A 25,687-nucleotide genomic window follows, 5' to 3' on the forward strand; every position below is an offset into this window, starting at 1 on the left:
GGGTCTATCTAAGGAGAAAAAATGGCTTCCTGCAAACCCTGCTTCGTGCTGAGTGCGGCACAGATTCTGTCGAGAATCGACGAGCTCAGCGATGTCCTTGAACAGTGCGTCAATGACGGCGCCTCCGTCAGCTTTATGCTGCCTTTTGATCGTGAGAAATCACGGCCTTTCTGGATGAACGTCGCGCAAAGCGTTGCCCGTGGGGAAAGACTTGTTCTTGGCGCCCAGAATGCCCAGGGAACGCTCGTCGGTACCGTCCAGCTCATTATCGATCAACCGGAAAACCAACCTCATCGCGCCGATGTCGCTAAGCTGCTGGTTCATACCTCTGCACGGCGGAGCGGCGTTGCCCGGGAACTGATGAATGAGCTGGAAAGTTGTGCGCGTCAACAGGGCAAAACGTTGCTGGTGCTTGATACGGCGACAGGCAGCGGCGCGGAGTTGTTCTACCACAAGTGCGGGTGGCAAAAAGCAGGAGTAATACCTGACTATGCCAAAATGCCTGACGGGACGCTGACCGGGACAACACTTTTTTATAAAACTCTCTAATTTGTCGCTGGGGATTGATCAAAACAGGGTTTCAATGTATTAAAGTTTGCTAACCTATTGGACCAATTCAATCAGGTTGTATGACTAATCAAAAAGGGAACCCATTGTGCAAACTTTAAATCGTCGCGATTTCCCCGGTGCTCAGTATCCTGAACGCATTATTCAGTTTGGTGAAGGAAACTTCCTGCGCGCCTTCGTTGACTGGCAAGTCGATCTGCTGAATGAGCATACCGATCTTAACTCTGGTGTGGTCATTGTCCGACCTATCGAAAGTACTTTTCCTCCATCACTGAGTACACAGGACGGCCTCTATACCACCATCATTCGTGGTTTGAATGAGAAGGGCGAAGCCGTGAGCGATGCCCGTTTAATTCGTTCGGTTAATCGCGAGATCAGCGTCTATAGTGAGTACGATGAGTTCCTGAAGCTGGCGCATAACCCTGATATGCGTTTTGTTTTCTCTAATACCACCGAAGCTGGCATCAGCTACCACGCTGGTGATAGGTTTGAGGATACGCCTGCGGTGAGTTATCCGGCCAAACTTACCCGACTGCTGTTTGAGCGCTTCAGCCATTTTAATGGCGCATCGGATAAAGGCTGGATAATCATTCCTTGCGAACTGATTGATTATAACGGTGATGCGCTGCGTGAACTGGTCCTGCGCTATGCTCAGGAGTGGGCGTTACCGGAAGCATTTATCCAATGGCTGGATCAGGCCAATACCTTTTGCTCCACGCTGGTGGATCGTATTGTTACCGGCTATCCACGTGACGAAGTCGCGAAGCTTGAAGCGGAATTGGGTTATCACGATGCGTTTCTGGACACCGCTGAACACTTCTATCTGTTTGTTATTCAGGGTCCGAAATCATTAGCCGCTGAGCTGCGTCTGGATAAATATCCGCTGAATGTTCTGATTGTTGATGACATCAAACCGTATAAAGAACGGAAAGTGGCTATTCTCAACGGCGCACATACCGCATTGGTTCCCGTTGCCTGGCAGGCTGGATTGGATACCGTGGGGGAGGCCATGAATGACGCGGAGATTCGCGCCTTCGTGGAAAAAGCGATCTATGAAGAAATTATTCCAGTGCTGGATTTACCACGCGATGAGCTGGCGTCTTTTGCCAGCGCGGTGACAGGTCGATTCTGCAACCCGTATATCAAACATCAGCTGTTGTCGATTGCCCTGAACGGCATGACTAAATTCCGCACTCGCATATTGCCGCAACTACTGGCGGGGCAACAGGCCAGCGGTAAACTGCCTGCGCGTCTGACATTTGCGCTTGCCGCGTTGATTGCGTTCTACCGTGGAGAGCGTAACGGAGAGTCTTACCCGGTTCAGGATGATGCGCACTGGATGACGCGTTTTCAACAGCTTTGGTCCCAGCATCATGACTGCCAGATAAGCACTGAAGATTTGGTTAAAACTGTGCTGGCCGTTACAGAACACTGGGAACAGGATCTGACGGAAGTTTCTGGATTGGTGGAACAGGTGACTGCCGATCTGGATAGCATTCTGCTAAACGGCATGCGAGAAGCTGTTAAACCTCTGTGCTAATACGCTGACCCGGCTCAGGCCGGGTTTTTTACAGGCATGGCTTAGTTACAACATACTATGGATTTCTACTTTTAGGGTGACAGTCTGTCGCTTCAACGCATCGTCCGTTCAGCAGGAGGGAAAGATGTTTAAATAGTGTTACGATGAGCTTGCAACATTGATCACGTTCGCGTTTAATGTGACGAGTTTCACATTTTTTCGAAGATAACCATGATCGTTCGCCCCCAACAACACTGGCTACGCCTGATATTCGTCTGGCATGGGTCGGTACTATCTAAAATTTTTTCACGTCTGCTGCTGAACTTCCTGCTCTCCATCGCCGTTATTATCATGCTGCCATGGTATACGATGCTGGGCATCAAATTTACCCTGGCGCCATTCAGCATTCTCGGCGTGGCGATTGCAATTTTTTTAGGTTTTCGCAATAACGCCTGTTATTCACGTTATGTTGAGGCTCGACACTTGTGGGGGCAGTTGATGATTGCTTCCCGATCGCTGCTACGTGAAGTAAAAACCACCTTGCCGGATGACGTCGAACTGGGTCAATTTGTTCGTCTGCAAATCGCCTTTGCCCACTGTTTACGCATGACGTTACGCCGTCAGCCCCAGGCTGAGCCGTTAGCGAAATATCTGAGTGAGGCAGATTTACAGACCGTGTTCGCCTCACAGTCGCCTGCAAACCGCATTCTGTTGCTGATGGGGGAATGGTTGGCTGTACGTCGGCGCAATGGTCAGCTGTCAGATATATTATTCCATAGTTTAAACAATAGGTTAAATGATATGTCGGCGGTACTTGCAGGGTGCGAGCGGATCGCGAATACCCCAGTGCCATTTGCTTACACTCTGATACTTCATCGAACGGTATACCTGTTTTGTATTATGTTACCTTTCGCGTTGGTGGTAGATCTGCACTATATGACGCCGTTTATCTCAGTGCTGATTTCCTATACTTTTATTTCGCTCGATACGCTGGCAGAAGAGCTGGAAGACCCGTTTGGCACAGAAAACAATGATCTGCCGCTGGATGCGATTTGCAATGCGATTGAAATCGACTTGCTGCAGATGAACGATGAAACAAACGTGCCAGCAAAACACATTCCAGATAAGCATTACCAACTCACTTAGTTACATTCTTTTGCCACCATGTAGGTTGCATATCTGAAAAAGAATGAAATTCCGGCGCCAGGTCTTCATCGTCAGGATCGTCAAAAGCGCCTGCTAACAGTGCAATAACCGGGGCGTCATCAATGGCGCCTACAGAACTGCCGCACTGTGGACAAAATGCCCGACTTGACGCCTCAGAAGAGCGCCAGGTTGTCGGTTTTCCGCCTTGACCCGTCCACGTTACATTTTCTGCATTAAACTCAATCCAGACGACGGTCGGTGCACCCGTATGTTTCCGACATATATCGCAGGAGCAGGTATGGGAATTATTTGGACTGCTGGCCACGAAACGAATCGAACCACACAGACAGCCACCAATGTAGACTTTAGACATGACAACTCCCGTCAGAAACACGTTGCCAGACACTAGCAGATGACGGGCTTTGCCACTAGATCCTCATGATAAAAAGGCGAGGGCGCGCATGGCAGATAGTTATCTCCTGTGATGCACTTATAATAAACGCTTAATCATTGCGTCTGGCTACGATAAATAACCGCGGAAAGGCCAGCAAAATTTTACCGTTTTCCTGCAGAGGATATTGTTCCTGAAGCAGTTCATGATAACGTGCCAGGTAAAGATGTTGCTCATTTTCGCTCAAGTCCTGTAACCAAGGCCGCAGGCCCGTTGAACTTACCCAGTCGATAATCGACTGATGTGAATCCATAACGTGATAATACGTTGTGCGCCAGATATCCACCTCACAGCCCGCTTCAGCCAAAATGTCATAATAGGCGTGTACACCAGGAAGCGGCGAGCGGCCCCGGTCAGGGTAACCTTGTTCATAAGCCACTTCACGCATCAAAACATGCGTTGGCTCCAGCCAGTTATCCGGCATTTGTACAGCCAGCACGCCATTGTGAGCCAGTAGCGATACCAGATGCGGGAACAAATCATAGTGATCGGGAACCCACTGCAACGAAGCATTTGCATATAGCAGTTCGAGAGGCTGCTCTGTCTGGAATTTACAGATATCCGCTTCAATAAAGCGGCATGTTGGTAATGCCTTGCGCGCCTCATTAAGCATGGCGGGCGAGGTATCAATCCCGGTTATTACAGCCGAGGGCCAGCGCTGATGCAGTAATGCCGTACTATTTCCCGGACCACAGCCAAGATCGACGACTGAATGGACATTCTCTAACGCCACTCTGCTGAGTAAATCCGCAGCGGGTCTTGAACGTTCAGTTTCATATTGCAGATAAAGCGAAGGATTCCAGTCGGCCATGAATGAATCTCCAGTATGAGAGAAAAAGGCGGAAAGGGTTACATAAGTCCTTGCCGATGAGCCATTTCTTTTAGAAGATTATATGAAAATACAGGAGAAGGGCAGAAATATGCTGGAAACATCAAGACTGATTTTACGCCCGTGGGAAGCCAAAGACAAAGCCCCGTTTGCCGCGCTAAATGCCGATCCGGACGTGATGCGTTTTTTTCCGGCTCCGCTGCAACGAACGGAAAGCGACAACCTGGCTGCCAGATTCCAGGAAGGCATTACAGAGCGCGGCTGGGGATTCTGGGCCGTTGAACTTAAAGAAACACACCAGTTTGTGGGGTGTGTAGGTTTACATCCACAACCTGATAAATTTCACTTTTCACCCTGTACCGAAATAGGCTGGCGTCTTGCTAAATCCTACTGGCATCAAGGGTTTGCATTGGAGGCCGCCGAGGCGTGCCTGACGTTTGCTTTCGAGGAGCTGGCGTTAAGTGAGGTGGTTTCATTTACGTCGGTGCTGAATAAACCGTCAGAGCGTCTGATGATACGGTTGGGCATGAATAAAACTGAAGAGTTCGTGCATCCCGCGTTGCCCTCTGATCACCGGTTAGCACAACACATCCTGTATCGGAGGGGGCAATTTGATTACCGTTTTTCGGAAAGTAAGCGATGTCTCAGATGACTCTTGGTAAAGTAATATCCCAAATTCATCATATGTTATGCGAACTAACTAAACTACTGCACCAATCTGGCTACAATTCTCGCTACCTGACGTTTGTCAAAGCTCAGTAGAAATGTCTAGGCGCTGGCTCATTAGAAATGACCATCTAATTATTGGTCAAAATTACTTTATAACTATGAGTGTGATATCATGCTTAGCCTTTTTCTTTAAATTATCGCAGGAGCACTTATGAGTGATAACTTTCCCTTTGCTATTTTTAACGTCAAGTTTGCCCCTTGGAATGATAGAAATCAAATCAGCAAAAAAACGTTAAAAATCAAGTTCGGAATTGTGAGCAAAAAAGATGAATGTCCTTATTTCAACCTGATAAATATACACGAAAGACTGATAAAACCCAAAAAAAGACATGTTCATATATCCACAAAAATAAGTTTCCCAATAAGTAATGAGAGAGGTTTTCGTAAGCTAATCCAAAAAATGGAAAATGGAGAGGATATAAACTCACATCTTAGTAAATTAATTTTTAATACAAATAAAAATGATGGAATGTTATTAGATTTTGGCCTTCATCATTTTCATTTAGGTGAAAAAATAGAATTAAAAAAGAAACAAAAGACCACGTCGAAAAATGATTTTATTGATAGAACTGGCGCTCTGCTTGTCGCATTAGTCAGAGATGATGATATTTATTGCTTAGGTGTTTTTGACCATGGAAATGACTTATGGATTAATACTGATCTCATTGAAATAATACATGCTGAGTGGCCTCATGCTTTAGATAAAAATAGAATCAATTCGGTCATTTCTATATCCCCAGAACCAAATAGTATTGATAGAAAAAAATATAGAGATAGTAATTTCAACACAATAGTTGAAGTTAGTGATGGAACATACTATCAAATGCTTGGCGGTGGGTTTAATGCCGCAGGGAGTAGTGCATTAGCTGGGCTGAAATTTGCCAATAATAATCTTACTGTTTCATTACTTGAGTACTATGCTCCATCAAAAATAGTGCAAATGATTATTAATCATTCATTTGTATCTGATAAAGGAGCGATACACTTAAAATTATTAACTATACCTCATTTTTATCAAAATATTATCTCCCATGAAGATACTGGAGATTTTTATGTTATAGGGTTTTATGAAACAAAGGGCTATAGAAAAGATGGGGTTTTATTTGATGCGTGGGTAGAATACTATAATTTACGATATTTGTCAGAAAATGCTGTCTATCATGAAAATTTTGCTCTACATACAGGTCTGAAAACTATAGCCTGGACATTCCTAATGAGCCACAAATAGACATTAGCATTGAGCCCCTACAACGTTAGTGCGCATAATGTATATTATGTTAAATTAAGTGATTCGCATAAAGTCATAGAATTAAGTCCCCATTAGTCTTTCGTTTGCTGGCATTTGGACATTGGTTGACACCACTACTAACAATCGCTTCTGAAGAGTTCTTCTATCGCGATTAGCCTGAAGTGTCAGGTTTGTCCGCCCTCTTCTTTTTACAGTTTCAGCGAACGTTCCTTGGAAGATCAGTGCCGATTTGGGCCATTGCTGGTCGTTCCGCTTTCTTGTAATCTGTCTCGTTGCATAACTGACAAAATCTGGAAATACCGAACTGGACTTCATATGAATGCTCATACTTCAAAAGACCCTTTACATGGCGTAACGCTAGAAATGCAGGTCAATGCACTGGTTGATCGTTTTGGTTGGGCTGAGCTTGCTCAACGCATTAACATCAACAGCTTTAAAAATGAACCAAGCGTTAAATCCAGTTTAAAGTTTTTGCGCCGTACGCCGTGGGCGCGTGCTGAAGTTGAAGCGCTCTATCTTGATTCGCTGCATGACGTGACCCCGTTCAACAACACCGCACCTGCTATTGATCCCTGGGCTAACAGCCGCAACAAGAAAAAATAAGAGCAAAGTCTGATGCCAGCATCCGGTTTCTTTTCAGGAAAATATCAGAAAAAACTGGCGAATATCTTCGTCCGTTGCCATGCCAGATTACCGCGAACTAACCTGAAATGGTTCGCGGTACTTGTGGGCAGTATGTTGTTACTGGGCAGTTGCTCTTCACAGCCGCCCGCTCCCAAAGTCACCCCACTACCTCCGGTGAATAAACCGCAACAGATTAAGGAGCCGGTGCGCGGAATCTGGTTGGCGACGGTTTCCCGTCTGGACTGGCCGCCGATCTCATCAGTGAATGTCAGTTCCCCTGCCATCCGTATCAGCCTGCAGCAGAAAGCGTTGACGGATAAGCTGGATAACCTGAAACGTCTTGGCATCAACACCGTTTTTTTCCAGGTCAAACCCGATGGTACCGCATTGTGGCAATCTAAAATCTTGCCTTGGTCAGATACGCTAACCGGCACGATTGGTCAGGATCCGGGTTACGATCCGCTACAGTTTATGCTCGATGAAGCGCATAAACGCGGCATGAAAGTCCATGCCTGGTTTAACCCCTACCGCGTGTCCGTTAATATCAAACCGTCAACGATCACCGAATTAAACAGCACGCTGTCGCAGACGCCTTCCAGTGTTTATGTCCTGCATCGGGACTGGATCCGCACCTCGGGCGAGCGTTTCGTGTTAGATCCTGGTATTCCCGAAGTGCGCGACTGGATCACCAGCATCGTGGCGGAAGTGGTGGAACATTATCCGGTCGACGGCGTGCAGTTTGATGACTACTTCTATACCGAGTCTCCCGGTTCAGCGCTTAACGACAGCCAGACCTTCAGAAAATATGGTCAGGGATTTGATTCCAAAGCTGACTGGCGGCGCGATAACACGCAACGACTGATCGCCCAGGTTTCGCGGACCATCAAGAAACTTAAGCCTGAGGTGGAGTTTGGCGTCAGCCCCGCGGGTGTGTGGCGCAATCGCTCTCACGATCCTGCGGGCTCCGACACCCGTGGCGCAGCAGCGTATGATGAATCCTATGCCGATACTCGTCGCTGGGTGCAATTGGGCTTGCTGGACTACATCGCCCCACAGTTGTACTGGCCTTTTGCCCGTGATGCGGCACGATACGATGTGCTGGCGAAATGGTGGGCAGATGTTGTGAAATCAACCAATACCCGCCTCTATATTGGGGTGGCGCTGTATAAGGTCGGCGAACCGTCTCGAAAAGAGCCGGACTGGACAGTTAAAGGCGGCGTGCCAGAACTGAAAAAGCAGCTCGATCTGAACGAGTCCGAACCACACATCAACGGCACCATCCTGTTTCGCGAAGATTATCTTAATCAGCCGCAAACGCAGGAGGCCGTAACCTATATTCGCAGCCGTTGGGGGCGTTAATGGTTATCTTTAGGTCAGTGTAGCGACTGAACCTGCATCACCGGGACAGTAACCGGCGGACATTATCATTAATTTGTTTCTGGATCGTATCCAGCGTGGTTTGCGTTATCTGATCGGGGTATTTGTCACTGGCGATAGCGCTCAGCACTGACGCAGAGTGGCAGACCTTTTCGATTATGGCGTTCACCTGGTCAGCAGAGAGCTCAGCTTCCTGAACGCCAAGCAACTGAAGGTGCTTTCTTTCGATATCCAGCGCCTCCCCCAACACGTCCATTTGGTGGTACCCGCCGGGTCCTTCACACCAGGTGACGTCGTAAGCCGGAGCCAGAGTCCAGTTTCCATCGGCTGACATTAAATAAGCAAAGTTCTTCGGATGATCGTCACGATTGTTGAATGCCACGTTGAAAACCACGCGTTCGAACGCTTTTGCCTTTTCTCTGACATCATTGGTACAGATCTGCGTGGCGCGCAGAAAATCCCGGTAATCTAAAGCACCGGGTAACTGGTAATTTGCTCCAGTAAGTGCCGCCAGACTCTGCATTGGAATACGTATCGACTGGTCACGGTCGAAACGCCGGGTGGCAAATGCCGCCTGCCCGCCGGGCAGCTCAAAATATGCCGTATCGGGCGTGGTAATCCCACATTGACGCAAGCATTCAGCATAAACCGCTTCGATGGCACATACTTCAGCATGCTCATGCCTGGCGGGAAATTTAATCAGCCAGCTTTCGCTCCCGGGTAGCGGCGCAGTGGTAAATTTTGACGTGACACTGTCACGATAAAGTAGCGCTTTTGGCCTTGCCCCTTGTGGCGAACCGCCCATCTGAAGCAATTTTTGCAAGAATTCCCCGCCGTCTCCACTCAGGACTTCCTGCACCTCAGCGGCCAGTTGTTCGAGAGGCACATCCTCTTTTGAAATCTTCTCGACATCTGACTGAACGGGCTGGAAAGTCATGGCGCCCATCGCGTTGTTGCCGACCCAGGTTAAGCGCTCCAAAGGACCTATGCGCGCTGCGTTTAGTCCGCGACGTTTAAATAATCGGTCCATCAACAGCATACCCCAGCCATCAGGTAGCGAATCATAGACTGGTCCAGGTAATCCCAATTGATGAGCCGGGAAATCCCTGCGTAAACGTGGGCCGTTCAGCGGTAACATCAGCCGGGACAGTTCCAACCCTTTACGTATGGCGTCTTCACTGTATTCAAAGGCGATCAACGGGCGTCCGGTCAGGGCTGTGGAAGACACCAGTTTTCCCCACAACCATTTCTCACCCCAACCTTCATAAAAGACATCAACTTGTTCAGGCATCAGAATTTTTCCTTTTCACCCGCTGACGTACCGCGCTCTTCTCGTAACGCAAAATATCATCCAGACTGTCAATCCTGGGTTTGAATAAACCCTCCAGCGCATCGCCATAACCTAACACCATTGCGACTTTGACCAGATTCTCAAATCCTACGTTCTTACCTGTTTCCAGATTCGAAACGGTATTCACACCGACACCTGAACGCGCGGCAACCTCAGCCTGCGTCATTTGCCGCGCGAGTCGTTCTTTACGCAATCTGTCACAGAGTAGTTTGACGATATCAGCAGCCGTATTGAGTGTTAAATCCATAATATTGGCCCTTATTTGGATAAATGCCAGTTTACACACAATATTATAGAGTTAAGTCGAGATTAATACAAAGCGGATAACATATGTTTTAATGGATTTAACGCCACAAGTCCGTGATAAAACCCATTATAATGTATTTAAATCATGGTCGGGTGCGGTGATTAATCTGCCGCTATGCAGACTAAATGACCACGGTGCAGCTGGATCGCGCCCTGTCGTTTTAACCGGGCAAGCGTATCCATAATGGTGCTGCGAGAAAGTCCGGTTCGCTCCCTGATATATTGTACCGCCGGGATTCTTTTTTTGATGTCATCAGGCTCTTGTTGTAAAAGTTCAAGATGTCCCCAAACCATATCAGTTGCGGTTCGACTGGTGATTAGGCGATCGCGCTGGCTCATTACCTGAATAATATAGGCTTCAACTATTGCCACAGATTCCCAGAGTCGATCACGGTTAACGATAGTCATGAAATCCGTTTTCTTTACTACATGAGTAGTACATGGGCTGACCGCTTCAATATCATAAAAGTTATGCCCTGTAGGAAGAAAGAACTCGGCCATTCCCAGCATCATCGGTGCCTGCTGACTGGCCAGGATTAGCCCATCAGTGCGCCGGCGAATGACTATTCTACCTTCGGTCAACAACCAGATCCCATTCTCACCCTGAGAGTCCATAATAAAAGAACCGCTACGATATAGCGATTGGGCTTCAGAAAGTGGCAGTAATGCGTTGAAAAGTTTGGTTATATTAGTCGCAAGGAGTTCTTCGCTGCTACCGGTTTGTTCAGTATTGCTGGTCATAGAAAGCTCAGTATAATTCACTAAATAATCTTATTAATGATTATCGGTAATAGAGAAAAAATCAAACCTGAAAAGTCCATTTTTGGATTTGATTATTAACATTAGCCTTACAAGAAAGTCTGATTTTATACTTGCAATACATTAAAACTACTTGCTAATAAAAATGCAGCGATAATGTCGGCCAATAAAAATGGTTCTTATTGGAGTTCCTATGTTGCTCAATTATTTATCATTAGCAATACTCATCCTGGTGTTCTTAATTATTTTTTATGGCGTATTAATCTTGCACGACATCCCGTACGAGATCGCTAAGAAACGCAACCACCCTCACCTCGATGCCATACATGTCGCGGGTTGGGTCAGCTTATTTACATTACATGCGATTTGGCCATTTCTCTGGATTTGGGCAACATTATACAGTGATAAGCATGGCTGGCATGGAAATACCTCAGGACATAATATCGCTGAGCTAAGCGCGCGGATTGCGATACTGGAAAAAACACATGAACAAACTAATAGCGCATACAGCCCGCAGGATCCAAAGGTAAATTAATCGTGGAAATATTATTAACATTAACCTACGCCGCTATCGTTTACGTCATTTTTAAAGTATTTAAGGTTCCGTTGAATAAGTGGACATTACCTTCAGCGGTATTGGGGGGCGTGGTCATGCTTGGGGCACTGATCCTTACCATGAATTATAATCATCCCTATACAGAAGATGCACAAAAATTGGTTGTGGGCATTCCCGTTGTTCCGCAAGTTACCGGGGTGGTTTCAGAAGTAACGGATAAAATTAACACACCAATAAAAAAAGGAGATGTACTGTTTAAAATCGATCCTGCCCGTTATAAAGCTAAACTGGAAAAGCTTGAAGCGGACATTGTTACGGCAAAACATGACGTTCTGGCCCTTGAGGAGAAACGCAATAGCGCGCGACTGCAGCTAGAACAGGCCAGGGCTGAACGTGATAAATATTACAAAAACTATCAGCGCTACCAGAAAGGCAGTCAGGCAAAAGTGAACCCATTTACTGTCAATGATATTGATACAGCGCGCCAGGATTATCTGGCTCAGGATGCGGCGATGAACGCCGCCAATGCTGAACTGAACAGTATCCAGAAAGAACTCGACAGCACTATTCATGGACAAAACTCGCAGATCGCCAGTCTGCAAGCTCAAATTGATGAGGCTCGATTTAATTATGAGCAAACCATTGTTCGCGCCCCCAGCGACGGTTATGTCAGCCAATTACTGGTTCGTCCGGGAACCTATGCGTCGAGACTGCCTTTTAAGCCTGTTATGGTGTTTATTCCTGCGCACAAAAACCAAATTGTTGCGGCGTTTCGTCAAAATTCGATCTTACGTCTTAATGTGGGGGATGACGCTGAGATTGTCTTCAATGGCTTGCCGGGACAGGTAGTACAGGGAAAAGTCGTCAGTGTTGCCCCCGTGATCCCTACCGGGGCTTATTATGCCCAGGGAACATTGCAATCCTTAAACGTCACACCGGGCAGTAACAAAGTGCTGGTCAGTATCGAAGTTGATAATAATCAGGCTGAACAGCAACTCCCAGACGGTGTTGCCGCTCAGGTTGCCGTCTATTCAGCTCAGCATTTTGAAGCATTATCATTGCTACGGAAAATACTCTTGCGCATGACCAGTTGGATGCACTACCTGTACCTTGATCATTAATCGACTGTCCGGGTGCGATAGCTGCACCCGGACTTCACTCGACGCTCAGACAGTAGCGGGTTCTGGTAATCTAAACGACGAGACCAGCAGCGCCAGTTGCTCCGCCTCTTCTTTCAGGGCCTGGGTACGTGCGGCGGCATCATCAATTAACGAGGCATTCTGCTGAACGGTGCTGTCCATTTCGGTAACGGCCAGCGTGACTTCGGAAACGCCTTTACGCTGTTCTTCGCCTGCAACGCGTATTTCCCCCATCAACTGACGCACCTGCCGTACGTTATTGACCAGTTCTCCCAGCCGTTCGCCTGCATTGTGAATTTGCTGACTTCCGCTCCCAACGTGAGATACGGATTCATCAATCAATGCTTTAATTTCCTGCGCGGCGGTGGCGCTACGCTGGGCCAGCGTCCGTACTTCAGAGGCGACAACGGCGAACCCTCTACCGGCATCGCCCGCTCTGGCGGCTTCAACGGCGGCGTTCAGGGCCAGAATATTGGTCTGGAACGCAATGCTGTCAATCACCGCGACAATTTCTACCATTCTCCCGGATGACGCGCTGACGTTATCCATTGTTGAGATCACGCCCTGCATGACATCACCACAGCGGTTGGCCGTTTGCGCGGTGCTATCGGATAGCTCATCTGCCAGTTGCGTATTACTGGCATTTTGGTGAACGGTCGCATTTAACTGTTCCATCGCCGCCGAACTCTCTTCCAGCGCAGCGGCCTGCTGCGTGACGCGAGATGAGAGTTCCATATTGCTGTCTGCCAGGCTGACGGCGTTATTCGCCACTACAACGCTGCTGCTTCTGACGGTGATCAGAATGGCTGAGATTTTATCGACGAACAGATTAAACGCCTCGGCGATAGCCGAAATCTCATCTTTGCCGCGCACATCCAGACGACGGGTAAGATCGCCTTCGCCCTGCGCAATATCATCGAGCGCCTGGCGGGTATCATCGAGACGCGAAATCAGTCGGCGAACCACCAGCCAGGATCCCACCAGCAATAGCGTCATAATTGGGATCAACACTTCCAGCACGTCCTGCATCATCACTTTGGCGAGACCGACGATGCGTGATTCAGGCGTCACCAGCCCCACGACCCAGCCGGTATCCGCCATCGGGAATAGCATTACCCGGGACGGCGTATTCAACACGTTGTCATTGGCAAGCGTAATCGTTTTCACTCCATCTGCCGGACGTAAAGATTTAAGACCGTTTTCCACCGGGATAAGCCATTGCGCGCTTTGCGCTAGCTCGTTAATGGTTTTGTGTTTTGTCAGGTCGGCCTGCGGGAAATAGAGAAGTTGTCCCTGTTTATCCACCACGAACGCGTAACCGCCGGTGCTGTTTCCCTGCTGTTGCATAAAGGTGGCAACGTTATCCAGACGAATACACTTCAGTTTTCGCGCTATCAGTGGCTGCATTGACGCTAACGCTGGTTAACAGCGCTGCGACCAGAATACCTGCTGTAGAAAGGGAGAATTTATTCATTGTAGTACTCCATTTATAATATAAATAATATCTACACTTGCGCTTCAAACCGTTAATGTAGTTCGCAAAAAATAATACCCCTACCGTCATAAGAATAAAGATTGCCATTATTGATATGGCTGAAAGTTATATTTCCCATTACTGATTCTGATGTTTGAGAGGAAATGTTGCCGACAATGTGATCGTTCCGACGAAATCAGCAGATTCATACCCCGCTCTTCTGTCGCTGCACCAAAACTGAACTACGCTGCACAAATGTTGATCATTAGTTAATGAATATGGTTTGTGTTTTAACAAAAACAGCCTGCGTGCCGCTGTCTGTGACTTGGCACGCGTCCTGCATTGTTAATTCACTAACAGTGAGCCGTAATCTGACAGACAACTAACAGCGAGAAGGTAATGACAGCGAAACCTGAATTATTTACCCGCATAGAACAGACCTTCAGCCAGCTTACGCCGAGCGAAAAGCGCGTAGCCGGGTGGCTGTTAGCCCATGGTGTACAGATCCCTTTTGAAACTGCGGATGGCATCGCTAAAGCGGCAGGAACCAGTGGCATTACCGTAGGACGCTATCTGCGTAAGCTGGGCTTTCGCAATCTGGAGGATGCAAAAGCCAGCCTGCGTGAGCTGCCGGTTGTCCCCTATCAACCCTGGGGAATGAACGAGCGGCTGGATTCCTGGCACCAGCAACAAAGCCTGCCGGATCGCGCACAGCAGTCGCTGTTACTGGAAATCGACGCCATTACCCACGTCTATCAACTCGCGCAAAGCGAAACATTTTTACGCATTGCGCAGCAGCTGGCGCATGCGGAAGCGGTTTACATCCTCGGGATCCAGTCTACTCGTGGGATTGCTAACGCCTTTTTTAGTCACCTGGAATATCTGCGGCCTAAAGTCAGTTACTCAGAGGGGCTTTCCGGCAGTTGGGTCGAGTCGCTGAATTCGGGATTTAACCAGCCATACGTGGTGATCACCGACATGCGCGCCTACTCCGCCGTTTCCCGACAATATTGCCGCGTCGCGACAGAACGCCATATTCCACTGGCGCTGATCACCGATGTGTGGTGTCCGTGGGCCAGAGATTATGCCCTTGATTTACTCCAGGTAAAAACTGACACCGGACATTTCTGGGATTCTCTGGCTCCCGTGAGCTGTCTGTTCAACTTATTACTTTCTGCGGTGGTGGAGCAACTTGGTGATTCCCTCGCAGGACGCCTGCAAACCAATCGTCAGTTACAACAACAATTTGGTCAATTCGAACAATAAACAGGAAACGTGCTATGTCAGAAACCCCAGAACTGGTTGATCTATCGGTGATATTTCCGTCGCTGCATATCGATCTTAAATACGCCACTGCCGACAACATTACCGGCGCGCCTATCTATCAGGAAGCGCGGTGCCTGTTGCACAGCGAGGCGGTAACCGCGCTGGCGAAAAGCATCAGTATTGCGCAACTGGCGGGTCTGTCACTGGTGGTATACGACGCGTATCGCCCGCAGCTGGCGCAGGCGGTGCTGTGGAATGCGTGTCCGGATCCCCAGTATGTCGTCGATGTGGCGATTGGATCTAATCACAGCCGCGGAACCGCTATCGACGTTACGCTGATGGACGAGCGTGGCAATGTTCTCGATATGGGCGCGGGTTTTGATGAAATGCACGACCGTTCCCATGCCTGGCACCCTTCTGTTCCCCCGGCCGCGCAGCGTAACCGGTTACTACTCAACGCCATTATGTTCGGTGGCGGTTTTGTCGGCATTCACAGCGAGTGGTGGCATTTTGAATTACCTGATGCCGCGTGTTATCCGCTGCTTGACGACCAGATAGCCTGTTTCCCTGTTCCCCCCATAACAACACAACATCCCTTTTAATTCTGGAGCCTGGTTATGAAGACTACACCTGCGTTAAATGCGTTTTTTCGCCCCGCTCTGATCGCCGTTGCGCTGGCATTTGCCCTGCCTGCCGCGCAGGCCGCCGTGCCTAAAGATATGCTGGTCATCGGTAAAGCCGCCGATCCGCAGACGCTCGACCCGGCCGTGACCATCGATAACAACGACTGGACGGTCACCTATCCCTCTTATCAACGTTTGGTTCAGTACAAAACCGAAGGCGGTAAAGGCTCCACGGAAGTTGAAGGTGATTTAGCCAGCGGCTGGAAAGCCTCTGACGATCAGAAAGAGTGGACGTTTACCCTGAAAAACGATGCCAAATTCGCCGACGGTACGCCGGTGACGGCAGATGCGGTGAAACAATCTTTTGAGCGCCTGCTCAAAATTGGCCAGGGACCTGCTGAAGCATTCCCGAAAGATCTAAAAGTTGAGGCCATTGATGACAACACGGTGAAATTTACCCTCAGCCAGCCGTTCGCGCCATTCCTGTATACGCTGGCAAATGACGGGGCTTCAATTATCAACCCGGCTATCTTAAAAGAGCACGCGGCAGATGATGCCCGCGGATTCCTGGCGCAGAACACGGCAGGCTCCGGTCCCTTCATGCTGAAAAGCTGGCAAAAAGGACAGCAGCTGGTGCTGGTGCCAAACCCGCATTATTCCGGGCCCAAACCAGCGTTTAAGCGGGTTTCGGTAAAAATCATTGGTGAAAGCGCCTCCCGTCGCCTGCAATTGTCGCGTGGCGATATCGATATTGCCGATGCGCTTCCTGTCGACCAACTTGCCGCTTTAAAACAGGAAGGCAAAGTTAACGTAGCGGATTATCCCTCACTGCGCGTGACCTATCTGTATCTGAACAACAGTAAAGCGCCGCTCAATCAGGTGGATTTACGCCGCGCCATCTCGTGGGCCACCGATTATAAGGGCATGGTGAATGGGATCCTCAGTGGCAATGGTAAACAGATGCGCGGTCCGATCCCTGAAGGTATGTGGGGTTTTGATGACAAGGCTATGCAGTACAGTTTTGATGAAGCCAAAGCGAAAGCAGCATGGGACAAAGTCGCGAGCAAACCTGAGTCCCTGAGCTTCTTGTATTCAGATAATGACCCTAACTGGGAGCCGATTGCGCTCTCTACCCAGGCCAGTCTCAACAAACTGGGTATTAAGGTGAAGCTGGAAAAACTGGCGAATGCCACCATGCGTGACCGTGTGGGTAAAGGGGATTACGACATTGCTATCGGCAACTGGAGTCCGGATTTTGCCGACCCGTACATGTTTATGAACTACTGGTTTGAGTCAGATAAAAAAGGTCTGCCGGGTAACCGTTCGTTCTATGAAAATAGTGAGGTCGATAAGCTGCTGCGTAGCGCATTAGCCACCACCGATCCGGTCGCCAGAACCAATGATTATCAGCAGGCGCAAACCATCGTGATTGATGAAGCGGCCTACGTCTATTTATTCCAGAAAAACTATCAACTGGCGATGAACAAAGACGTCAAAGGATTTGTATTTAACCCCATGCTGGAACAGGTCTTCAATATCTCCACCATGAGTAAATAAGCCACGTTGATGCGGAGCCACTCAGGCTCCGCAAGGGGAAGCTAATGACGTTCTGGAGCATTTTACGCCAGCGATGCTGGGGTCTTATTCTGGTGGTTATCGGTGTTTGCGTGATCACCTTTATTATTTCGCACCTGATCCCAGGCGACCCCGCGCGGTTGCTGGCGGGCGATCGCGCCAGCGATGAGATAGTCGAAAATATTCGCCAACAACTGGGGCTGAACCAGCCGCTATATGTCCAGTTTTTTCGCTATGTGAGCGATATCTTTCAGGGCGATTTAGGCATTTCCATTCGCACCGGTCGTCCGGTACTGGATGAGCTGCGTATCTTCTTTCCCGCTACTCTGGAGTTGGCTTTCTGCTCTTTGCTGCTGGCGCTGGTGATCGGTATTCCGTTAGGTATTTTATCTGCGGTCTGGCGCAACCGTTGGCTTGATCACCTCGTTCGCCTGATGGCGATTACCGGCATCTCCACGCCTGCATTCTGGCTGGGGCTGGGGGTTATCGTGCTGTTTTACGGTCATCTGCAAATTTTGCCCGGCGGTGGACGGTTAGACGACTGGCTGGATCCACCGGCTCATGTCACTGGGTTCTACCTGATTGATGCCCTGCTGGAAGGCAATGGTGAAGTCTTTTTCAATGCGCTCCAGCACCTGATCCTACCATCACTGACGCTGGCTTTTGTGCACTTAGGGATCGTTGCCCGCCAGATTCGCTCCGCCATGCTGGAGCAACTGAGTGAAGATTACATTCGTACCGCGCGCGCCAGCGGGCTGCCGGGCTGGTATATCGTGTTGTGTTACGCGTTGCCGAATGCGCTTATCCCATCAATAACGGTTCTCGGCCTGGCATTGGGTGATCTGCTCTACGGTGCGGTACTAACCGAAACGGTCTTCGCCTGGCCGGGAATGGGCGCCTGGGTAGTAACGTCGATTCAGGCGCTCGACTTCCCGGCGGTGATGGGATTTGCCGTAGTGGTCTCTTTCGCTTATGTGCTGGTCAACCTGGTAGTGGATTTACTCTACCTGTGGATTGACCCACGAATTGGACGCGGGGGTGCTGAATGATGCTCACCCAAGAAACGCCGACCGCCCCGCAGACATCACGCCGTCGCACGGACTGGGCGAAATTGTTCTGGATGATGAAAAGCAGCCCGCTGACGCTGGTAGGCGGGGTCATCATTGTACTGATACTGTTGCTGATGGTGCTGTCGCCGTGGATTACGCCTTACGATCCTAATGCCATCAATTTAAGTGCGCGCCTGCTGCCACCATCTGCCGCTCACTGGTTTGGTACCGATGAAGTGGGCCGCGATCTGTTCAGCCGCGTACTGGTCGGAAGCCAGCAGTCGGTCGTCGCTGGTCTGGTGGTGGTGGGAATTGCCGGTGGATTGGGTTCGCTGCTGGGTTGTCTGTCTGGTGTCATGGGCGGACGCGCCGATGCCATCATTATGCGAATAATGGACATCATGCTGTCCATCCCTTCGCTGGTGCTGACGATGGCACTGGCCGCCGCGCTGGGACCCAGCCTGTTCAACGCCATGCTGGCAATTGCAGTCGTACGTATTCCTTTTTATGTGCGCCTTGCCCGCGGCCAGACGTTAGTGGTGCGTCAGTTTACCTATGTGCAGGCTGCGCGGACCTACGGCGCTTCACGCTGGCATCTGATTAGCTGGCACATTTTACGTAACTCTCTGCCACCGCTGATTGTGCAGGCATCGCTGGATATCGGCAGTGCGATCCTGATGGCCGCCACGCTCGGGTTTATTGGTCTGGGCGCACAGCAACCCAGCGCGGAATGGGGGGCGATGGTGGCGATTGGCCGCAACTACGTGCTTGATCAGTGGTGGTATTGCGCCTTTCCCGGTGCCGCAATTTTGATTACCGCCGTGGGCTTTAATCTTTTTGGCGATGGTATTCGCGACCTGCTGGATCCAAAAGCCGGAGGAAAACAGTCATGACACAACCCGTACTGGAAATTGAGGATTTGCATCTGAGTTTCCCCGGCTATAAAGCTGACGTGCATGCGCTGAATCATGTTTCGCTGCATATCAACCGTGGAGAAATTGTCGGCGTGGTCGGTGAATCAGGTTCCGGCAAGTCCGTGACGGCGATGCTTACCATGCGGCTGCTGCCGGAGGGCAGTTATCATATTCACCAGGGACGCGTTTCGCTGCTGGGTGAAGATGTGCTCAACGCCAGCGAAAAGCAGATGCGCCAATGGCGTGGCGCACGCGTCGCCATGATCTTCCAGGAGCCCATGACCGCGCTTAATCCCACGCGACGTATCGGCCAGCAGATGGTGGAAGTTATCCGCCATCACCAGGCGTTAAGCCGCGCGGATGCTCGCCAGAAAGCCATCGCTTTACTGGAGGAGATGCAAATTCCGGACGCGGCGGAAGTGATGAAACGTTTCCCGTTTGAGCTTTCCGGCGGTATGCGCCAGCGGGTGATGATTGCGCTGGCCTTTTCCTGCGAGCCGGAACTGATCATTGCCGATGAACCGACCACCGCACTTGACGTCACGGTACAACTGCAGGTGTTGCGTTTGCTGAAGCTAAAAGCGCGCGCCAGCGGGACAGCGGTGCTATTTATCAGCCATGATATGGCGGTGGTTTCACAATTGTGCGACCGGTTATACGTCATGTATGCCGGAAGCGTGATTGAGAGCGGCCCAACACCAACCGTTATTCAGCATCCGACGCACCCCTATTCCATCGGCTTGCTGAAATGGGCTCGGCAAGGTTACCGAACGGGTGCATGCGATCAACGGTCTGGATTTACAGATTCGTCAGGGAGAAACGCTGGGGATTGTCGGTGAGTCGGGCTGCGGAAAAAGTACGCTGGCGCAACTGTTGATGGGTATGCTGCAACCGAGTCAGGGAAACTACTCTCGCCACAATGACAAGCAGCACAGCGGCATGCAGATGGTCTTTCAGGACCCGCTTTCATCGCTTGATCCGCGTTTGCCGGTGTGGCGAATTATCACCGAACCGGTGTGGATCCAGAAACGAAGCTCCGAGCGTGAACGCCGCATTCTTGCCGAAGATTTGGCGCAACAGGTAGGGATCCGCCCTGAATATCTCGACCGTCTGCCGCATGCGTTCTCCGGCGGTCAGCGTCAGCGTATTGCCATTGCCCGGGCGTTGTCGTCTGAGCCGGACGTGATCGTACTGGATGAACCCACTTCGGCGCTGGATATTTCCGTGCAGGCGCAAATTCTTAACCTGCTGGTGTCATTGCAGGCCCGCAGAAATCTGACCTATGTGCTGATATCGCATAACGTGTCGGTGGTTCGCCATATGAGCGATCGCGTGGCGGTGATGTACCTTGGGCAAATTGTTGAACTGGGCGAAACGCAGCAGGTTCTTACTCATCCTGCTCATCCCTACACGCGATTATTACTGGACTCCGTCCCTAAAACGGGAGCACCGCTGGCGGAGGATTTAGTGTTACGGAAAACCGAACTACCGGGGAACCGAACGCTGCCCGAGGGCTGTTTTTTTCGTGACAGATGTCCGTTGGCGATCCGTGGCTGTGAGAATAAACAGATCTTGCGGTCCAGCGAATCAGGATGTGAGGTTCGCTGCTGGCGGGCGGTTAACGTGAGCTGAACGCGGCGGAAAATCAGGCGCAATACGCCTTTTTCAGGGTATCCACCAGCACTTCTGAGGCAGTAGATAACTTATGATGTGCCGAACGCAGAACGCCGATCCGACGCTGGATCACCGGCGTGTCCAGATCGATACAGGTTGCGCCTAATTCAGTCATTTGCGTACGGCACAGCGCAGGCACCGCGCTGCCGCCCAGGCCCTTAGCCACCAGCCGGCCAATGGTCACTAGTTGATGGCTCTCCAGCGCCACCTCCAGCGAATGCCCGCTTTGCACCAGCTGTTCTTCCAGCATCAGACGCACGGCGGAAGGTCGTTGCAGAGTGATGAAATCCAGCGTCAGCAGTTCACGCCACGCAATACGATCCCGCCCTGCCAGTCGGCAGGTTGGCGGGACAATCGCGATAAAACGATCCACGCCAAGTGGGGTGAAATGCAGATGCCCGGAATAGTCCGGTTCGAAGGCAATACCCATCTCTACCCGCCCTTCACTCACCATCTCAATGACCTGTTCGTTAATCACATCGTGAACCGTTACGTTGATACCAGAATAGGAATCACGAAACGTTTTTAGTACCGATGGCAGGACGTTAGCGGCAAATGAAGGCATGGCGGCAATAGAGATTTTACCGCGTTGCAGCGTGAATCGCTGGCGCATTGCCTCTTCCGTGTTCTCCCAGTCCGCAAGCAGCTGTCGCCCCATATTCAGCAACGTTTCCCCTTCCTGCGTCAGGGTCACTTTGCGGGTAGTTCTCAACAGTAAAGCTCCACCTAACGAATCCTCCAGTCCTTTAATCGCCAGGCTTAATGCGGGTTGCGACATATTCAGTCTTTCACTGGCATGAGCGAAATTCAGAGTGTGAGCTACCGCTAAAAACGCGCGTAACTGTTTGATGCTCATTCCCATTTCGCATTCCTTTAACTTGTTGAATACCTTTAATTAACATTAAATTGATAAAAAAACCCAATGAGTGAGTCACAAATTTAAAATTAACAAATCATTTTTCTCCCCCAATGATGTCGGCAAGGACAACAGGAGGGGCAAGTATATGGCTGGACTGGATAAACGGGTCGCCACGTATCAAGAGGCGCTGGAAGGACTGACCGACAACATGACGCTGCTGGCGGGCGGTTTTGGCTTGTGTGGGATCCCTGAAAATCTGATTGCCGAAGTACGTCGTCGCGAAGTTCAGGGACTTACCGTGGTGTCAAACAACTGCGGCGTGGACGGTTTTGGTCTCGGCGTGCTGCTGGAAACGCGTCAGGTGCGCAAAGTGGTCGCATCCTATGTGGGTGAAAACGCGCTGTTTGAAAAGCAGGTGCTTAGTGGCGAACTGGAAGCCATCCTGACGCCGCAAGGCACGCTGGCGGAGCAGTTGCGCGCTGGCGGCGCGGGGATCCCCGCTTTCTTCACCGCGACCGGATACGGAACCCCCGTGGCCGAAGGAAAAGAGGTGCGCGAGTTTGCCGGACGTCCGTACATTTTAGAGCAGGCCATAACCGGGGATTTTGCGCTGGTCAAAGGCTGGAAAGCCGACTGGTACGGCAATGTTATCTATCGCCATACCGCACAGAATTTTAATCCGCTGATGGCCGCTGCCGGGCGCATTACCGTAGTGGAAGTCGAAGAGATCGTCCCCCCTGGCGAGTTGGATCCCTCTGCGATTCATACCCCCGGAATTTTTGTTAACCGCATTATTCAGGGGCAATTTGAAAAACGTATTGAACAACGCACCCTGCGCCAGAAAGGAGCCTGACCATGTTAACGCGTGAACAAATGGCAATGCGTGTCGCCCGTGAGCTGCGCGACGGTTATTACGTCAACCTTGGGATTGGTATTCCCACTCTGGTAGCGAACTACATCCCCGATGGTATGGACGTGATGCTGCAATCGGAAAACGGTTTGCTGGGTATGGGGCCGTTTCCCACCGAAGACGAAATTGATGCGGACATGATCAACGCCGGAAAACAGACCGTGACGGCGCGCAAAGGCGCAGCGATTTTCGACTCGGCGCAATCCTTCGCGATGATCCGCGGCGGCCACGTTGACCTGACGGTGCTCGGCGCGTTTGAAGTCGATGTTAACGGCAATATCGCCTCGTGGATGATCCCCGGAAAAATGGTGAAAGGCATGGGGGGCGCAATGGACCTGGTGGCCGGAGCCGACAACATCATCGTTGTAATGACCCATGCCTCCAAAAGCGGTGAGTCAAAATTACTTCCTGCATGCACTCTGCCGCTGACCGGCGTGGCCTGCATCAAACGCGTGCTTACCGATCTGGCGCTGCTGGAGATTGCTGATGGGGCGTTCATTCTGCGTGAACGCGCCCCGGGTATCAGCGTGGATGAAATCGTCGCCAGAACCGCCGGCAAGCTGATCGTGCCTGAAAATGTCCCCGAAATGCAATTTAACTGAGGAGCTGACCATGCAGGATGTTGTTATTGTCGCGGCAACGCGCACCCCGATTGGCAGTTTTCATGGCGCGCTGGCGCCGCTTTCGGCGGTTGAACTCGGTTCGGTGGTGATCCGTTCCCTGCTGGAAAAAACGGCGGTGGCACCAGAGCAAATTGATGAAGTGATTTTGGGTCAGGTGCTCACGACGGGCTGTGGTCAAAACCCTGCCAGACAGACGGCGTTACGTGCGGGTTTGCCGGCCACTACGCCAGCGCTAACCATTAATCTGGTGTGCGGCTCGGGTCTGAAGGCGGTGCATCAGGCGGTACAGGCGATTCGCGGCGGTGATGCGCAAATTGTGATTGCCGGTGGGCAGGAGAGCATGAGCAACGCGCCCTATTTTCTCGACGGCGCGCGGGCAGGTCTGCGCCTGGGTCATGCCAGCCTGAAAGACAGCGTAGTACATGACGGTTTGTGGGATGCCTTCAACGACTATCACATGGGCATTACCGCGGAAAATCTGGCAGATAAGTTTGTTATCAGTCGTGAGCAACAGGACGCATTTGCTCTGCACTCCCAGCAAAAAGCGGCTGCCGCAATGGAAGCCGGTCGTTTTAGTGCGGAGATTACCCCGGTCAGCGTTCCGCAGGGGAAAAAACCGCCGCGTGTAGTGGACCGTGACGAACAGCCTCGCCCGGATACTCAGGCCGATAAGCTGGCGCAGCTCAAGCCAGCGTTTCGGCCAGGAAACGGCACGGTGACCGCCGGGAATGCTTCTTCAATCAATGATGGCGCCGCGGCGGTGATGCTAATGAGCGCCGCCAAAGCCGCAGAACTCAATTTGCCAGTTCTGGGACGGGTGGCGGGCTACGCGGTTTCCGGCGTCGATCCGGCCATTATGGGCATTGGGCCAGTAGAAGCGTCACTTCAGTGTCTGAAACGGGCTGGCTGGACGCTGAACGATGTTGATCTCATTGAAGCCAACGAAGCATTTGCCGCACAAGCGCTGGCGGTTGGCGAATCACTGAACTGGGACAGCAGCAAAGTTAACGTCAATGGCGGCGCGATCGCGCTGGGTCATCCGATTGGCGCGTCCGGGTGCCGGATTCTGGTGACCCTGCTGCATGAAATGGCCCGCAGCAACGCCGCCAAAGGGTTGGCCACACTGTGCGTAGGCGGTGGTCAGGGGGTCGCACTGGCAGTAGAGCGTCCAGAGGGGGTATCTCATGCAAAATAATTCTATCTGCGTACTTGGCGCAGGTTTAATGGGTGTCGGCATCGCTACCCACTTTGCCCGTTTTGGTCACGATATCTGGTTGTACGACACAGACAGCAGCCGGATTGCGGAAATTAACCTTATTGCCAGCGCTATTGTGGATGAGCTTATTGCTACTGAACAATTTGCTCTAAACGAAAAAGCATCGGTTATGAACCGTCTACACGGTACGACGTCGCTACAGGATATTGCCGCGTGCGGATTGCTGATTGAAGCCATCCCGGAACGCCTCGAACTTAAACATGCGCTGTATGCGCAACTGGAAGAGCTGATCGCGCCGGAGGCGGTGATCGCCAGTAATACCAGCGGACTGCCACCTGATGCTCTGGCAGAAAAACTTGCCCATCCTGAGCGGTTGCTGATCGCCCATTTCTGGAACCCGCCGCACTTTATTCCGCTGGTTGAAATTGTGCCGGGGACGGCAACGAAGGCGGAATATCTTCATGAATTACAACAACTACTGCTGTCGATGCAACTGGAAGCGGTCGTGCTCGATCGCGCCGCGCCAGGGTTTGTCGGCAACCGTCTGCAATTCGCCCTGCTGCGTGAAGCGTTGCATATCGTTAAAAGCGGTATCGCCAGCGCGGAGGTGGTGGATCAGGTAATGCGTGCCTCGCTCGGACGACGCTATGCCATGGTTGGCCCGCTGGAGGCGGCTGATATGACCGGTCTTTCTACGGTACAGGACATTTGTCGGCATCTGTTACCGGAGCTGGCAACAGGTAGCGACATGATGTCGCTGGTCGCTGACAAGGTCGCCAACGGTGATACCGGGTTGCGCAGCGGCCAGGGATTTTATCGCTGGGATGATTCGCGCAAAGAGTACATCCAACAACGCAGAGAGCATCAACTGCGCTTTGCCCTGAAACCGTAACTTCTCTTTC

24 protein-coding genes and 4 pseudogenes are annotated in these 25,687 nt (G+C 50.8%); 20 read left to right on the forward strand and 8 right to left on the reverse strand.

What is annotated here, in order from left to right:
* Nucleotides 1-21 precede the first annotated feature (21 nt).
* From FDX11_RS14450 to FDX11_RS14460, 3 genes are all read left to right on the forward strand, one after another.
* Nucleotides 22-549, forward strand: coding sequence for a GNAT family N-acetyltransferase (locus tag FDX11_RS14450; protein ID WP_137398116.1), 528 nt, complete (start codon nucleotides 22-24; stop codon nucleotides 547-549).
* Between the two features lie 106 nt (nucleotides 550-655).
* On the forward strand, nucleotides 656-2,107 hold the full coding sequence (locus FDX11_RS14455) for a tagaturonate reductase (protein ID WP_137398117.1): 1,452 nt from the start codon (nucleotides 656-658) through the stop codon (nucleotides 2,105-2,107).
* 210 nt (nucleotides 2,108-2,317) lie between these two features.
* Entirely contained in the window at nucleotides 2,318-3,232 is a 915-nt protein-coding gene (locus tag FDX11_RS14460; RefSeq protein WP_079224232.1) for a bestrophin family protein, read from the forward strand.
* Here FDX11_RS14460 and FDX11_RS14465 read toward each other — a convergent pair.
* Nucleotides 3,225-3,605, reverse strand: coding sequence for a GFA family protein (locus tag FDX11_RS14465; RefSeq protein ID WP_061381341.1), 381 nt, complete (start codon nucleotides 3,603-3,605; stop codon nucleotides 3,225-3,227). The genes FDX11_RS14460 and FDX11_RS14465 overlap by 8 nt on opposite strands.
* Nucleotides 3,606-3,735: 130 nt before the next feature.
* Complete coding sequence (tam, locus tag FDX11_RS14470; RefSeq protein WP_061381340.1) at nucleotides 3,736-4,494, reverse strand: trans-aconitate 2-methyltransferase; 759 nt, start codon at nucleotides 4,492-4,494, stop codon at nucleotides 3,736-3,738.
* Between the two features lie 109 nt (nucleotides 4,495-4,603).
* Here tam and FDX11_RS14475 point away from each other — a divergent pair, with 109 nt between their 5' ends.
* From FDX11_RS14475 to FDX11_RS14490, 4 genes are all read left to right on the forward strand, one after another.
* Nucleotides 4,604-5,164, forward strand: coding sequence for a GNAT family N-acetyltransferase (locus FDX11_RS14475; RefSeq protein WP_137370606.1), 561 nt, complete (start codon nucleotides 4,604-4,606; stop codon nucleotides 5,162-5,164).
* Between the two features lie 228 nt (nucleotides 5,165-5,392).
* Nucleotides 5,393-6,469 carry a hypothetical protein gene (locus tag FDX11_RS14480; RefSeq protein ID WP_137398118.1) on the forward strand — a complete coding sequence of 359 codons (1,077 nt, stop codon included), beginning with the start codon at nucleotides 5,393-5,395 and terminating at the stop codon, nucleotides 6,467-6,469.
* 336 nt (nucleotides 6,470-6,805) lie between these two features.
* Complete coding sequence (locus tag FDX11_RS14485; protein WP_061381338.1) at nucleotides 6,806-7,093, forward strand: VF530 family DNA-binding protein; 288 nt, start codon at nucleotides 6,806-6,808, stop codon at nucleotides 7,091-7,093.
* Between the two features lie 12 nt (nucleotides 7,094-7,105).
* Nucleotides 7,106-8,473 carry a glycoside hydrolase family 10 protein gene (locus FDX11_RS14490; RefSeq protein ID WP_042308408.1) on the forward strand — a complete coding sequence of 456 codons (1,368 nt, stop codon included), beginning with the start codon at nucleotides 7,106-7,108 and terminating at the stop codon, nucleotides 8,471-8,473.
* Nucleotides 8,474-8,510: 37 nt separating this feature from the next.
* Here the strand turns inward: FDX11_RS14490 and FDX11_RS14495 are convergent, their stop codons facing one another.
* From FDX11_RS14495 to FDX11_RS14505, 3 genes are all read right to left on the reverse strand, one after another.
* Entirely contained in the window at nucleotides 8,511-9,782 is a 1,272-nt protein-coding gene (locus tag FDX11_RS14495) for a type II toxin-antitoxin system HipA family toxin (protein ID WP_137398119.1), read from the reverse strand.
* Nucleotides 9,775-10,089: a helix-turn-helix domain-containing protein gene (locus FDX11_RS14500; protein WP_042308404.1), complete on the reverse strand. Its 315-nt coding sequence runs from the start codon at nucleotides 10,087-10,089 to the stop codon at nucleotides 9,775-9,777. The genes FDX11_RS14495 and FDX11_RS14500 overlap by 8 nt, the downstream gene beginning before the upstream one ends.
* Nucleotides 10,090-10,250: 161 nt before the next feature.
* Entirely contained in the window at nucleotides 10,251-10,889 is a 639-nt protein-coding gene (locus FDX11_RS14505; protein WP_052511176.1) for a helix-turn-helix domain-containing protein, read from the reverse strand.
* 211 nt (nucleotides 10,890-11,100) lie between these two features.
* Between FDX11_RS14505 and FDX11_RS14510 the strand changes: the two genes are divergently transcribed.
* Together FDX11_RS14510 and FDX11_RS14515 are read left to right on the forward strand one after the other, a co-directional pair.
* Nucleotides 11,101-11,442, forward strand: coding sequence for a DUF3302 domain-containing protein (locus tag FDX11_RS14510; RefSeq protein WP_042308402.1), 342 nt, complete (start codon nucleotides 11,101-11,103; stop codon nucleotides 11,440-11,442).
* A 2-nt stretch (nucleotides 11,443-11,444) separates the two neighbouring features.
* Nucleotides 11,445-12,584, forward strand: a complete 1,140-nt coding sequence (locus FDX11_RS14515) for an HlyD family secretion protein (RefSeq protein ID WP_137398120.1) — start codon at nucleotides 11,445-11,447, stop codon at nucleotides 12,582-12,584.
* 45 nt (nucleotides 12,585-12,629) lie between these two features.
* Here the strand turns inward: FDX11_RS14515 and FDX11_RS14520 are convergent.
* Together FDX11_RS14520 and FDX11_RS14525 are read right to left on the reverse strand one after the other, a co-directional pair.
* Nucleotides 12,630-13,976: pseudogene (locus FDX11_RS14520) on the reverse strand (methyl-accepting chemotaxis protein); the annotation flags it as partial.
* Nucleotides 13,966-14,076 (reverse strand): annotated as a pseudogene (locus FDX11_RS14525) (acid-resistance protein); the annotation flags it as partial. The pseudogenes FDX11_RS14525 and FDX11_RS14520, both read right to left, overlap by 11 nt.
* A 399-nt stretch (nucleotides 14,077-14,475) precedes the next feature.
* On the opposite strand from FDX11_RS14525, the gene FDX11_RS14530 reads away from it, so the two are divergent.
* From FDX11_RS14530 to FDX11_RS14560, 7 genes and pseudogenes are all read left to right on the forward strand, one after another.
* Nucleotides 14,476-15,342 carry a MurR/RpiR family transcriptional regulator gene (locus FDX11_RS14530; protein WP_137398121.1) on the forward strand — a complete coding sequence of 289 codons (867 nt, stop codon included), beginning with the start codon at nucleotides 14,476-14,478 and terminating at the stop codon, nucleotides 15,340-15,342.
* A gap of 14 nt (nucleotides 15,343-15,356) precedes the next feature.
* Nucleotides 15,357-15,944, forward strand: a complete 588-nt coding sequence (ddpX, locus tag FDX11_RS14535) for a D-alanyl-D-alanine dipeptidase (protein ID WP_137398122.1) — start codon at nucleotides 15,357-15,359, stop codon at nucleotides 15,942-15,944.
* Nucleotides 15,945-15,959: 15 nt separating this feature from the next.
* A complete protein-coding gene (locus tag FDX11_RS14540) occupies nucleotides 15,960-17,522 on the forward strand; it encodes an ABC transporter substrate-binding protein (protein ID WP_137398123.1) in 1,563 nt (520 codons plus the stop codon).
* Between the two features lie 44 nt (nucleotides 17,523-17,566).
* Nucleotides 17,567-18,589: an ABC transporter permease gene (locus FDX11_RS14545; RefSeq protein WP_042308389.1), complete on the forward strand. Its 1,023-nt coding sequence runs from the start codon at nucleotides 17,567-17,569 to the stop codon at nucleotides 18,587-18,589.
* Nucleotides 18,586-19,482 carry a D,D-dipeptide ABC transporter permease gene (gene ddpC, locus FDX11_RS14550; protein ID WP_042308386.1) on the forward strand — a complete coding sequence of 299 codons (897 nt, stop codon included), beginning with the start codon at nucleotides 18,586-18,588 and terminating at the stop codon, nucleotides 19,480-19,482. Before FDX11_RS14545 ends, ddpC begins: the two co-directional genes overlap by 4 nt.
* A pseudogene (locus FDX11_RS14555) lies at nucleotides 19,479-20,258 on the forward strand (ABC transporter ATP-binding protein); the annotation flags it as partial. The gene ddpC and the pseudogene FDX11_RS14555, both read left to right, overlap by 4 nt.
* Nucleotides 20,251-21,135, forward strand: a pseudogene (locus FDX11_RS14560) (ABC transporter ATP-binding protein); the annotation flags it as partial. The pseudogenes FDX11_RS14555 and FDX11_RS14560, both read left to right, overlap by 8 nt.
* Before the next feature lie 13 nt (nucleotides 21,136-21,148).
* On the opposite strand, the gene FDX11_RS14565 reads toward FDX11_RS14560, so the two are convergent.
* Nucleotides 21,149-22,039, reverse strand: coding sequence for a LysR family transcriptional regulator (locus FDX11_RS14565; protein WP_038640611.1), 891 nt, complete (start codon nucleotides 22,037-22,039; stop codon nucleotides 21,149-21,151).
* Nucleotides 22,040-22,181: 142 nt separating this feature from the next.
* On the opposite strand from FDX11_RS14565, the gene FDX11_RS14570 reads away from it, so the two are divergent.
* From FDX11_RS14570 to FDX11_RS14585, 4 genes are read left to right on the forward strand one after another with little or no spacing between them, the layout of a single operon-like run.
* Nucleotides 22,182-22,889 (forward strand): CoA transferase subunit A, encoded by a 708-nt coding sequence (locus FDX11_RS14570; protein ID WP_042308380.1) that lies wholly within the window; start codon nucleotides 22,182-22,184, stop codon nucleotides 22,887-22,889.
* A gap of 2 nt (nucleotides 22,890-22,891) precedes the next feature.
* Nucleotides 22,892-23,548 (forward strand): CoA transferase subunit B, encoded by a 657-nt coding sequence (locus tag FDX11_RS14575; RefSeq protein ID WP_042308378.1) that lies wholly within the window; start codon nucleotides 22,892-22,894, stop codon nucleotides 23,546-23,548.
* 10 nt (nucleotides 23,549-23,558) lie between these two features.
* Nucleotides 23,559-24,764, forward strand: coding sequence for an acetyl-CoA C-acetyltransferase (locus tag FDX11_RS14580; protein WP_137398124.1), 1,206 nt, complete (start codon nucleotides 23,559-23,561; stop codon nucleotides 24,762-24,764).
* On the forward strand, nucleotides 24,754-25,677 hold the full coding sequence (locus FDX11_RS14585; protein WP_061381329.1) for a 3-hydroxyacyl-CoA dehydrogenase family protein: 924 nt from the start codon (nucleotides 24,754-24,756) through the stop codon (nucleotides 25,675-25,677). The genes FDX11_RS14580 and FDX11_RS14585 overlap by 11 nt, the downstream gene beginning before the upstream one ends.
* Nucleotides 25,678-25,687: the final 10 nt, after the last annotated feature.

The organism is Citrobacter sp. wls714 (assembly GCF_005281025.1).
Lineage (GTDB): Bacteria > Pseudomonadota > Gammaproteobacteria > Enterobacterales > Enterobacteriaceae > Citrobacter > Citrobacter werkmanii.